Origin of the sequence: Pedobacter sp., assembly GCF_041645105.1 — a bacterium.
GTDB lineage: Bacteria > Bacteroidota > Bacteroidia > Sphingobacteriales > Sphingobacteriaceae > Pedobacter.
Map to the genome: position 1 here is coordinate 792,661 of NZ_JBAZQQ010000003.1, position 13,300 is coordinate 805,960.

Genomic DNA, 13,300 nt, shown 5'->3' on the forward strand with positions numbered 1-13,300 from the left:
ATTACCATTACTTTTAAATAATAGATAATTTTTACAAAAAGGCTCTCCCTCCTTTGGTTTTAATTGCTAACTTTGTATCCCGTACAAAAACAACAATGTTGTAGTAAAATTGCTGCATTGTTTCAGAAAATCACAAACATGACTAAGTATATTTTTGTTACGGGCGGTGTTACTTCCTCATTAGGTAAGGGCATCATCTCCGCTTCATTAGCCAAATTATTACAAGCACGCGGCTATAGTGTTACCATCCAAAAGTTCGACCCTTATATCAATATTGATCCGGGAACATTAAACCCATACGAACATGGAGAATGCTATGTTACCGAAGATGGTGCGGAAACGGATCTCGACCTTGGTCATTATGAACGCTTTTTAAACGTTTCAACCTCGCAAGCTAACAACGTTACTACTGGTCGCATTTATCAAAATGTGATTAACAAAGAAAGACAAGGAGAATATCTTGGTAAAACTGTTCAGGTAGTTCCGCACATTACAGACGAAATTAAAAGGAATATGCGTTTACTGGGCGAAACAGGTAAATACGATATTGTAATTACTGAGCTTGGTGGTACTGTAGGAGATATTGAATCTTTACCATTTATTGAAGCTGTACGTCAGTTTAAATGGGAAGAAGGTGCACACAACGCTATCGTAATTCATTTAACACTAATTCCTTATCTTGCTGCTGCTGGTGAGTTAAAAACAAAACCAACTCAACACTCTGTTAAAGCATTATTAGAATATGGTATTCAACCAGACATCTTGGTTTGCCGTTCTGAACATCATATCTCTTTAGAAATTAAAAAGAAAATCGCACTTTTCTGTAATGTCAACGTAAATGCAGTAATCGAATCTCTTGATGCTTCTACCATTTATGATGTACCATTGCTGATGATGAAAGAGCAACTGGACAAAACTGTGTTGAGCAAACTTAAACTTGCGCAACGCAATGAACCAGATATGGAAAAATGGAAGGAATTCCTTGGTCGTTTAAAAAACCCAACATCTGAAGTAAAAATTGGCTTGGTTGGTAAGTATGTTGAACTTCCTGATGCTTATAAATCTATTATTGAATCTTTTGTTCATGCTGGTTCTAAAAACGAATGCAAGGTAAAAGTAGAATATATCCATTCTGAAAGTATTTACCCTGATAATGCTAAAGAAAAACTTGCACATCTTGATGGTGTCCTAGTTGCTCCAGGTTTTGGAAGCCGTGGCATTGAAGGAAAAATTGATACCATTCAATATGTAAGAGAGAACAATGTTCCGTTTTTTGGAATCTGCCTGGGCATGCAATGTGCTGTTATTGAATTTGGACGTAATGTGTTAGGTCTGAATGGTGCAAATACTACTGAAATTGATGAAGAAACTGTACATCCTGTAATCAATATGATGGAAGACCAAAAAGGCATTACCGCAAAAGGTGGTACTATGCGTTTAGGATCTTATCCTTGTGATTTGAAAAAAGGTACAAAAGCTTTTGCCGCTTATGGTAAAACTCATATTACCGAGCGTCACAGACATCGTTATGAATTTAACAATGCATATCTGAAACAATATGAAGAGGCAGGGATGACAGCATCAGGTACTAATCCAGAGACAAATCTTGTTGAAATTGTTGAGCTTAAAAATCATCCTTTCTTTGTTGGTGGACAATTTCACCCTGAATTAAAATCAACAGTTGCTAATCCTCACCCACTTTTTGTTAAATTTGTCGCCGCTGCGATGGAGTTTGCGAAGAAGAAAACAAAATAATACGCGTTTAATTAACAATAATGGATAGAAATACGTTTACAGGGTTGTTCCTGATCATGATCGTTTTAGCAGGTTCTTTCTATTTCTTTAAGCCTACCGAGGCTGAAATGAAATCAATAGAGGCAAAAAACACTGCTGATTCACTAAAAAAAGCCGGAGTTGTTACTACTCCTGCACCGACTGCTACTGCAACAACAGCCTTACCTGCGCCAGATTCTGCGGCGTTAAAAGGTCCTTTCGGTAATAATATTACAGGAACAACACAAACTAGTGTTCTTGAAAATGAAAACTTAAAAGTTACTTTCAGCAATAAAGGAGGTAAAATATTATCAGTTCAGGTTAAAGGTCAAACGACTTATGAAGGCAAACCAGTTATCTTGTTTGATGGCGACCAAAATAAGTTTGGTTTAAACCTAAATATTGATGGCAAAATTGTAAATACAAATGATTTGTATTTTACAGCTACTCAAAATGCTGAAAATATCAGCATGCGTGCTAATTACTCAGCTGATAAATATATCGAATTTATATACGATTTAAAGCCTAAGAGCAATCAGGTTGGTTTTAATATTAATCTGAATGGTCTAAACCAGGTTATTCAAGGAAACAATATTGCTTTAAACTGGGAAACAACCTTGCTAGAGCAAGAAAAATCAGGTAAAAAAGAACAGGAACACTCAGCTCCTTATTACAAGTACGTTGACAAAAATCCTGATCACCTGGATGTAATGAAAGATGAAGAAGAGGAATTAAAAGAGGGTAAAATCGAATGGTTCTCTTTTAAACAACACTTCTTCTCTGCAGTAATGATTCCTGCAGTTCCTTTCGAAAAAGGTAGTCTTGCTGTTAAAGTTAGCATTGAGCCTGGAAAAATTAAATGGTACGGTGCAACTATGCAAATGCCCTTTAACCAGCTAGCAGCTCAAAGCTACGCGATGAATATCTATTTTGGAACCAATAAGTTCTCTACTTTAAAAGCTCAGGGACATGAGATTGAAAAGCAAGTAGATATGGGATATTGGCCATTAAAATATATCAATAGATTTATTGTATTACCGGTATTTAACTTCCTTGAAGGCTTTGGATGGAATTATGGTTTGATTATTTTAATCCTAACTATCTTGTTAAAAGTGGCTATGTCGCCATTAACCTACAAATCATACATTTCGATGGCCAAAATGAGAATTTTGAAACCAGAAATGGATGAGGTGAAAGCTAAAGTTGGTGAAGACAATCCTACATTATTACAACAAGAATACTTAAAGCTTTACAAGCAGGTCGGTGTAAATCCACTTGGAGGTTGTTTACCAATGCTACTGCAGTTGCCTTTTGTTATGGCTTTCTTCTTCTTCTTCCCTAACTTATTTGAATTAAGAGGTGAATCATTCCTATGGATGAAAGATCTTTCTACTTATGACGATTTTATCAAGTTTGGATTTACTATTCCATTTATTGGTGATCACTTAAGTTTGATGTGTGTATTGATGACGGTATCTACGTTAATCTATACTTACTTCAATAATCAGATCTCTGGAGCAACAGGACAAATGAAATATATTGGATACATCATGCCGATTATTTTCTTAGGGGTACTGAATAGCTATCCTTCAGGTTTGAACTATTATTATTTCCTTGCAAATATGTTGACATTTGCTCAGCAGTTCTTAATCAAAATGATGGTTGATGATGAAAAGATTCACAGAACACTACAGGAAAATAAAACAAAACCTGCAGAGCAGAAAAAGAAGTCTAAATTCCAAACCAGATTAGACGATTATATGCGTCAGCAACAACAAGCTGCTGCACAACAGAAAAAAAATAAATAATCATTTTTTAAATATCTACAGAAGCCGCTTTCTTTAAATAGAAAGCGGCTTCTGTGTTTATTGTAAAATTTGGCATACAATACCGATATATGTTTAAAAATTCCAATTTTTAAAGTTTAAAGCCAAAAGCTTATTAATTCAATAATTAACCATGTTAAAAAAACTGATTCCCCTAGTATTGGTATTTCTTACCAGTCTATCTTTTGCACAAAAGAAACCATTAAATCATACTGTTTACGACAATTGGGAAGCCAGTGGCACAAAACAATTGTCTAACAATGGACTATGGGCAGGATATAGCATTAACAAGCAGGCCGGCGATGCTGTTTTACACCTAAATAACCTGATGGCTAATTCAAAACTGAATATAGCTAGAGGAACAACTCTTAGCTTTAGCGCTGATTCAAAATATGCTGCTTTTGCAATTAAACCCTTATATACTGATATCAGAGATGCAAAAATAAAAAAGAAAAAGCCTGAAGAATTAACTAAAGATACTTTGGGAATCGCGAACCTAAATACCCTGGAAGTTGTTAAAATACCAAGGGTGAAATCTTTTAAGATACCAGAAGAAAGTTCCATTTTCATTGCTTATCTATTGGAAAAACCGATTGATACCGCTAAAAAAAATAAAATAGCAGATACAAAAGGGAAAGCTGAGGGAACGGATCTTATTGTTAAAAATCTAATCACAGGATCTGAACGAATGTTCAAATATGTTACTGATTACAGTTTCAATAAGAATGGAAAACAATTAGTTTTTAATAGCTCCGGTTCAAAAAAAGACAAATCAGCACCAATGGGGGTTTTTCTTTACAATACTGAAAAAGGAGGCTTAAAAACATTGGTGGCAGGAAAAGGAAACTTCAATGGCTTTACTTTTAATGATGACGGAGAATATCTGGCATTTTTAGGAGAACGCAGTCCTGAGAAAAAAGAAATTAAAGATTTCAGTATTTATTACCACTCCCCTACACTAGACACTGCTCAAATACTAATAGACAATGGCATTACAGGTATCCCAACCAAATGGGCTGTTAGTGGTGATGGGAAACTGAGTTTTAGTAAAGATGGACATACGCTATACTTTGGTATTGCTCCAATAAAAATACCAAAGGATACTACGCTGGTTGATTTTGAAAATGCTAAACTTGATATATGGGGATATAAGGATGATTATTTACAACCCATGCAGCTCAAAAATTTGGAAAAAGACCTTAAAAAATCTTACTTATCCGCAATAGAAATCTTTAGCAGTAACCCTAAAATTATACCGTTAACAGATGAAAAACTACCCGATGCGGTGGTCGTAAATGAAGGTAATGCAGACTTTGTTCTAGCCTACACTGATTATGGCAATAGAATTCAAATGCAGTGGACTGTTAACCCTATCAGAGATTATTATCTGGTAAATACAAAAACCGGGGTTAGAAAAAAGATCATAGACAAATTATCAGGCTATGCAATGGCATCTCCAGCAGGAAAATACATTATATATTTTGACAAAAATGCCTCTGCATGGTTCACTTATAACATTGAAACAACTAAAATCACTCGCTTAAACAATGGTACAGATGTTAAATTCGTTGAAGAAGATCATGATATGCCAGATGCGCCTTCAGCCTATGGTATTGCTGCCTGGACAGCAGATGATAAAGCAGTATTGATTTATGATCGTTATGATATATGGGAATTTACACCAGATGGAAAAAATCCTGCCGAAAATATCACTAATGGGTTTGGCCGACAAAACAAAATTACTTTCAGATACGAAAAAACTGACCCTGAAAGTAAATTCCTGGACAAAAAACAAATCATTTGGTTAAAAGCATTCAATAATACGACTAAAGAATCAGGTTGGTACAAAAAGAACATCAACAACAATAGTAATCCTGAGCTGGTAATCATGGAAAAGATGTCATATTCAAATCTTGTGAAAGCTAAAGATGCTGAACGTTACATTTTTGATAAAGCAAACTATGTAAACTCGCCAAATGCATTCGTATCAGTAGATATGAAAACACAGATTCAACTTAGTCATACCAATCCACAGCAAAAAGATTATAATTGGGGTACAGCTGAACTTGTAAAATGGACTACGCCTAAAGGTTTTAATGCTGAAGGAATATTATACAAACCTGAAGACTTTGATCCAAATAAGAAATACCCTATGATTGCTTATTTTTATGAGAAGCTTTCCGACGGTTTATACAGTTACCAGCCGCCAGCGCCTACCCCATCCAGGTTAAACATTCCTTACTTTGTTAGCAATGGATATTTGGTTTTTGCACCGAATATTAGTTATGAAGATGGTTACCCTGGAAGATCAGCAGAGGAATACATCAATTCCGGGGTTGAATCATTAAAGAAAAACGCATGGGTAGATGGCACTAAAATAGGCATACAAGGTCAAAGCTGGGGTGGTTACCAGGTTGCTCATCTCATTACCAGAACCAATATGTATGCCGCTGCCTGGTCGGGTGCTCCGGTAGTAAACATGACTTCTGCTTATGGAGGTATGCGTTGGGAAAGTGGTATGAACAGACAATTTCAGTATGAAAAAACACAAAGTAGAATTGGTGCAACATTATGGGAAAAACCAGAATTGTATATAGAAAACTCACCATTATTCAAATTACCAAGTGTGAATACCCCTGTAGTAATTATGGCAAATGACGCTGATGGTGCTGTGCCGTGGTACCAGGGAATTGAAATGTTTACAGGTTTAAGGAGATTAGGTAAACCAGTATGGCTGTTAAATTATAACAATGAAGCTCATAATTTAATGCAAAGACAAAACAGAAAAGATATACAAATCAGAGAGCAACAGTTTTTTGATTACTATTTAAAAGGTGCAAAAGCGCCTGTATGGATGGTAAACGGTATTCCTGCTACAGAAAAAGGAAAGACATGGGGTTTTGAACTGACTGATGAAAAACCTTAATTTAAAGCAGAGATATTAGAATCAAAACTTTAAATTTAGGGCCTTAACTAAATCATGTTTAATGGCATTAAGTAGAATCTGGTCTGCCTTTATTATCGTTGCTATTGTCGTAGCGGGTATAAAGTGTTTCTTTTTTGAACAAAGTGAAATTTTCAACTGGATGATCATTGGTAAAGCTGATGATCCTACAAATCCTTTAAAACTTGATGGAGTAATTGAAACCTGCTGGACTGCTGTGAACATATGTTTAAAGCTGATTGGTATTATGGCTTTATTTATGGGTTTTATGAGTATTGCCGAGCGCGCTGGTGGCATCAGACTATTATCACGCATCATTGGCCCATTCTTTTCTAAATTATTTCCTGATGTACCTAAAGGACATCCAGCTACAGGCCACATGGTGATGAATTTCTCTGCAAACTTGCTGGGACTTGACAATGCGGCCACTCCTTTTGGTTTAAAAGCAATGGAGAGTCTGCAAGAACTTAATCCAAGTAAGGATACGGCATCCAATGCACAGGTCATGTTCCTATGCTTACATGCTTCAGGACTAACGCTTATTCCGGTTAGTATCATTGCTATTAGAGCTTCTTTAAATTCAACTAATCCTACAGAGATTTTTATCCCTTGTATGATTACGACATTTGTAGCTACCATGGCAGCCATGTTTATTGTTTCATTTAAGCAGAAAATCAATATTTTTCAACCTGCAATTTTAAGCTGGGTATTAGGCATTTCGGCAGTTATTGCTGCTTTGGTTCTATATCTTGTTACTTTAAACACACATGAACTACAATCATTCTCGGGCATATTGAGTAATGGTTTATTACTCCTGATATTCTTGCTGATTGTTTTAGGTGGAGTTTACAAAAAGATTGATGTATTCGATGCATTTATTGATGGTGCTAAAGGTGGCTTCGATACAGCTATAAGAATTATCCCCTACCTGGTAGGTATGTTAATCGCCATTAGTTTATTGCGTACGAGTGGTACATTTGATATTATACTTGATGCTTTAAAAAGTGTCTGCGCATATCTTGGAGCAGATTCAAGATTTATTGATGGTATTCCAACTGCATTAATCAGACCTTTAAGTGGCGGTGGAGCAAGAGGAATGATGGTTGACACGATTACAACTCATGGAGCTGATTCATTTGCCGGTAGGTTATCCAGCATTTTACAGGGCTCATCTGATACAACTTTTTATGTAATTGCCGTATACTTTGGTGCTGTAAATATTAAAAATACACGTTATGCTATTGGAGCCATGTTATTGGCCGATTTAGTCGGTGTATGTACTGCAATTGGTTTATGTTACATGTTTTTCGGATAACCATAGTCGACTATAAATAAAGAGGTTGAATCAAATTCGACAAAACCTCTTTATTTATTAAAAAACAATTACATTAAGCTGAAAATCAACACCTTATTTAATACAACCCTATGACTTCTATGAGTCTCCTATGACTCTTGTATGAGTCTTGTATGACTCTGTATGACCTTGGGTCATATAAAATGCATTTAAAAGGCCTTTTTTATACGCTTTACTTTACTGACTTAATGCAAAGCTGATTGGAATATTATACTTTACACGAACTGGCTTCCCATTTTGTATACCTGGAATCCATCTCGGACTAGCTTTTAGTACCCTAACAGCTTCCTCATCTGTACCATATCCCAGCTTTCTTTCTATTTTGATATCAGTAAGCGTACCATTTTTTTCGATGATGAAAGACAAGAATACTTTCCCTTGCACCCCTTGTTCTTGTGCCATCGCCGGATATCTTATCGCTTTCGATAGATAATTATAAAATTTATCCATACCACCAGGATAGGTAGGTTGTGTTTCCAATGGTTCAAATACGCCATACACTGTGTTATCTTCAACAACATTAGCATTTTTGGGCCCTTCACCTGGCGTACTGATCACTACCAATGTACCATCCTCCTCACCTGCTAAAGTTTTTTGTCCAGGATTAGCTATTGCCAAATCTTTAATTTGCACAGGCTCTACATCAATTACCTTATCGTCTTCTACAACTATTGGTGGTGGAAATTTAATCTGATTTTCCCTTGCAGGCGGCGGTTCCACTGCAGCTGGTGGTGGCATTTCCGGATTTACCGCTGGTGGAGGTTGTATAGTAACCTCAGTTTTACGATCAGAAACAAACTCATCCGTATTATTCCCTTTAATCAGATGAATAATTTTTGGTGATAAGAACAGCAGGATAAATAGTGTGCCTGCTATAAACAAAGCCTTAGCGGTATTTAATGAGCTATCTCTTCGCAAGGCATAAGCCCCGTAAGTTTTATTTTTCTGATCAAATACTACATCAAGCCATTCATTGCCAAATAAATCGATTTTTGAACCCAACATTGCTTTAAAATTTAGATTAAACATTATACCATTGATTCAGCTTCTGAGATCTCAATAAAGAGAACTTGATGCTTATTTATAGTGTGATGTTAATTTGTTGGGCTTTCCATAAGCCAAATGAAGAAATAAATTAAAATTAGAATACCCGAGGACAAATAAACGATCTGGGCACACGTCCAAAAGTAAAGCCCATGGTTAACTCATGAGATCCATTTTGATTACTTCCTAACTTACTGGTCACATAATCATAAGAGTAACCAATCCGAAAACGATCACTCACAAAAACCTGTACAATTCCAGATAAAGAATTTTGCTTACCCAGATCAAGATCATTGATTCCTTTTTTCCATAGTCCGAAACCAGTTCTAAAAGATCCACCTAGCCATAGTTTATCATTAAAAATGGTCATCACATTCATGTCCAAACTTGTTGGCCCTCTAAAATCCTCTTTAATCATTAAGCTAGGTCTGACTCTCATTTGTGGAGAAATATTAATCAAACTACCTGCAATGAAGTATGCATGTCTGCTTCTGGAAATATTAAAGGCCGGCGACCTGGTCGTATTAGTAACTCCACTACCGGAAAAAGCATCCAGAATAGACAGCCCAATGTACCAATAGTCAGAATTATAATATACTCCCAACCGCAAATCAGGTCTTAACTGACTTTCATCATCTAATACAAGAGCCTGATCTCCACCTTCCGAAGTATTCAGCATATTCCCATTCAGGTTGTACTGTACAACTCCAACACCTATTCCAAAACTTAACCGACGGGTATCGTCACCATTAAGCTGTAATCGATAAGCATAATTTCCAGTAACTGATGTGGTAAACTGCGGCCCTATCTTATCAGAAGTAACCTGGAAACCGATTCCCATTTTTCTATCTCTAGGGTCTACTATGCCATCAATAGAAACTACACCTGTCTTTGGTGCCCCCTCTGCTCCCAACCATTGAGAGCGCAGGGCCATCTGCACAAACCATTCTTCTTTATATCCTGCATATGCAGGGTTTACACTTAAGCTGTTAAAAACATATTGAGTAAACTGAATATTTTGTTGTGCAATAGATTGATCTGGAATTAAAAGATACAGCAATAGGAAAACGATTATACATTTCACACTCTTTACCATCTTTACCATCATCTCCATATTCAATTATCGTTTAATCAATACCCAGCTTCGGCGAGTATCTTCAACCTTACCTTTTCTCAATTTCAACACATAGAAATAAGTCCCGTCATTCAGACCATTACCATCCCATTCATTTTTATAATTATTGTTTCTATAAACCTCATCACCCCAGCGGTTATAAACAAAAAGACTTACTCCTTCATAGTTTTCTAATCCAGCAATTAAAAAGCTGTCATTCTTACCATCTCCATTTGGTGTAAAAGTATTTGGAATTTCTAGAGCTGGCGGTGCTATATAAAGCTTTACTTCTGCTGAATTTGATGGTAGCCCATTCATATCTTGAATTTTATAGGTAAAACGATCTGATCCAAAGAAACCTTTATTTGGTTTATAAGTAACTTTCCCATCTTTATCAACCACAATTCTTCCATTTGATGTTTGAGATAGCACCTCTACAGATTCTGTATTTAAGGGGAATAATGCGGGTCTATCGTTTTTAACTATAGAAAGCACGACTTCTTCATCTGCCTTAGTTGTTCCATAATCATCAACGGCTACTGGATACCTAATCAGATTAACAACAGTAGGATCATCGTTAAGTTCAGTCGTACCTGACACATCAGTTACTTCTTTTCTTGGTATTGTATAACCAGTTACCGTAGCAGTATTTGTTGTAGATCCTGCAATCTTTTCTTCTTCTGTGAAAGTATATTTTAAAGATTCTGTAATTGATTCTCCTGGAGCTAGTGTGGTTTGTTTTAACCTAATCGGCTCTGTGAATTTCAGATCTGTCAGAACAAGATCATTAAGCGTTACATTTCCCGTATTTTTTATTTTAAATGTATAAGTAACTGTCTTAAAATCTCTATCCATTTTCCCCGTTTTAACAAGGTTTACAGAAGGATTATTTTGTATATCAACATCTGCTCTATCTTCTATTGGTGAAGGCAATTCTAATGATTTCACTTTTGCTATGTTGCTAATCTTTCCGCTTCCTATTACCGGAATCCCTTTATTATCAAGGTCATTTTGCGTAATTGTATATGTTCTTTTATATACCCAAGATTCACCCTTTTCTAAAATCCCATTACCATTATCACCAGTTGGCTGATTTAAAATTCCACCGAACATTTCATCATTAACCTCTACTTGTGTATGATTTGCATTTCCAATATTGTGTACTGTAATGGTATAAGTTATTTTATCTCCTACTTCCGAAACAACATTTTTATCAGCAGTTTTAATGATCGAAAGATCTATGCATGCCGGTACTTGAACTGTGATTGTAAAAGGAGTTCCTTGGCAACCACCATTTTCTGCAACTGGCACCACGGTATATACTACGTTTTGCACTACTGCCGATGTATTTATCAATGTTGCAGAAATATGGTCTCCAAAGCCACTAGTTGCTCCAATTACATTGACTGAGTTTACAGTCCAGCTAAAGTGCGCTGGTATTGCATTCCCTCCTTCAGCTATATTATTTACGTTATCCTGAAGATTATAAATAAAACTTGATCGAGAGCAGCTAAGAGAGTTAATCTGATCATTATATCCTTTAGGTATTTTATTTACAATTACAGTGACTGATTCTGATATTTCACTACTACAACCTAATGCATTTGTTACTTTCACAACGTAATTTCCAGGTGCACTTACCACAAGGGTTTTATTTGTTTCCCCAACGATTAAACTACCGTTTCTAAACCACTGATTTCCATTTTCTGATGATGAAGTTAAAGTCACAAAACTGCCTTCGCAGAATGTTAAATCTTCAGCATTTACAATAATTGTTGGATTTTGAGGCAGTGGATTTTCTACTACAATAACACCTGCAGAAACCGTATAACATCCATTTACATCGGTAAACCGAACTGTATATATACCGGATTCTGTAGCTACATATTTTTGATCGGTTGCTCCAGTGATCTCGTTGCCATCTTTGTACCACTGGTTACCAGTACTAGCAGAAGATACCAGTTCTACTGAACCTCCTTCGCAGAAAGTTAATTTCTCCTGATCAACGGTAATGCTTGGAGGCGGAGGCAATTGGTTTTCTACTACAGTAACACCTGCAGAAACCATATAACATCCATTCGCATCAGTAAATCGAACTGTATATATACCTGATTCTGTAGCTACATATTTTTCTTCAGTTGCTCCGGCAATCTCGTTGCCATCTTTGTACCATTGGTTACCAGCAGCTGATGAAGATACCAGTTCTACTGAACCTCCTTCGCAGAAAGTTAATTTCTCCTGATCAACTGTAATGCTTGGAGGCGGAGGCAATTGGTTTTCTACTACAGTAACACCTGCAGAAACCGTATAACATCCATTCGCATCAGTAAATCGAACTGTATATATACCGGATTCTGTGGCTACATATTTTTCTTCAGTTGCTCCGGCAATCTCGTTGCCATCTTTGTACCACTGGTTACCAGTACTAGCAGAAGATACCAGTTCTACTGAACCTCCTTCGCAGAAAGTTAATTTCTCCTGATCAACGGTAATGGTTGGAGGCGGAGGCAATTGGTTTTCTAATACAGTAACACCTGCAGAAACCGTATAACATCCATTCGCATCAGTAAATCGAACTGTATATATACCTGATTCTGTGGCTACATATTTTTGATCGGTTGCTCCGGCAATCTCGTTGCCATCTTTGTACCATTGGTTACCAGCAGCTGATGAGGAGATCAGTTCAACTGAACCTCCTTCGCAGAAAGTTAATTTCTCCTCATCAACGGTAATGCTTGGAGGCGGAGGCAATTGGTTTTCTAATACAGTAACACCTGCAGAAACCGTATAACATCCATTCGCATCAGTAAATCGAACTGTATATATACCTGATTCTGTGGCTACATATTTTTGATCGGTTGCTCCAGTGATCTCGTTGCCATCTTTGTACCATTGGTTACCAGCAGCTGATGAGGAGATCAGTTCTACTGAACCTCCTTCGCAGAAAGTTAATTTCTCCTGATCAACGGTAATGCTTGGAGGCGGAGGCAATTGGTTTTCTACTACAGTAACACCTGCAGAAACCGTATAACATCCATTCGCATCAGTAAATCTAACTGTATATATACCGGATTCTGTAGCTACATATTTTTGATCGGTTGCTCCAGTGATCTCATTGCCATCTTTGTACCATTGGTTACCAGCAGCTGATGAAGAGATCAGTTCTACTGAACCTCCTTCGCAGAATGTTAATTTCTCCTGATCAACAGTAATGCTTGGAGGCGGAGGCAATTGGTTTTCTACTA

Annotated in this window: 7 protein-coding genes; 4 read left to right on the forward strand and 3 right to left on the reverse strand. The window is 36.6% G+C overall.

Annotated elements, in window-relative coordinates:
• The first annotated feature begins 138 nt into the window (after positions 1-138).
• From WC623_RS13420 to WC623_RS13435, 4 genes are all read left to right on the forward strand, one after another.
• Positions 139-1,755, forward strand: a complete 1,617-nt coding sequence (locus WC623_RS13420) for a CTP synthase (protein WP_372851841.1) — start codon at positions 139-141, stop codon at positions 1,753-1,755.
• Positions 1,756-1,775: 20 nt separating this feature from the next.
• Positions 1,776-3,581 carry a membrane protein insertase YidC gene (gene yidC / locus WC623_RS13425; RefSeq protein WP_372851843.1) on the forward strand — a complete coding sequence of 602 codons (1,806 nt, stop codon included), beginning with the start codon at positions 1,776-1,778 and terminating at the stop codon, positions 3,579-3,581.
• Positions 3,582-3,732: 151 nt separating this feature from the next.
• Positions 3,733-6,525 carry a prolyl oligopeptidase family serine peptidase gene (locus tag WC623_RS13430; RefSeq protein ID WP_372851845.1) on the forward strand — a complete coding sequence of 931 codons (2,793 nt, stop codon included), beginning with the start codon at positions 3,733-3,735 and terminating at the stop codon, positions 6,523-6,525.
• 61 nt (positions 6,526-6,586) lie between these two features.
• Positions 6,587-7,858, forward strand: coding sequence for a nucleoside recognition domain-containing protein (locus tag WC623_RS13435; protein WP_372851847.1), 1,272 nt, complete (start codon positions 6,587-6,589; stop codon positions 7,856-7,858).
• A gap of 216 nt (positions 7,859-8,074) precedes the next feature.
• Here WC623_RS13435 and WC623_RS13440 read toward each other — a convergent pair whose 3' ends face one another.
• From WC623_RS13440 to WC623_RS13450, 3 genes are all read right to left on the reverse strand, one after another.
• Positions 8,075-8,926 (reverse strand): energy transducer TonB, encoded by an 852-nt coding sequence (locus WC623_RS13440; RefSeq protein ID WP_372851849.1) that lies wholly within the window; start codon positions 8,924-8,926, stop codon positions 8,075-8,077.
• A 112-nt stretch (positions 8,927-9,038) separates the two neighbouring features.
• A complete protein-coding gene (locus tag WC623_RS13445; protein WP_372851851.1) occupies positions 9,039-10,055 on the reverse strand; it encodes a type IX secretion system membrane protein PorP/SprF in 1,017 nt (338 codons plus the stop codon).
• Between the two features lie 6 nt (positions 10,056-10,061).
• Positions 10,062-13,300: gliding motility-associated C-terminal domain-containing protein (locus WC623_RS13450; protein ID WP_372851853.1), on the reverse strand; the 3,239-nt coding region annotated here is incomplete at its 5' end.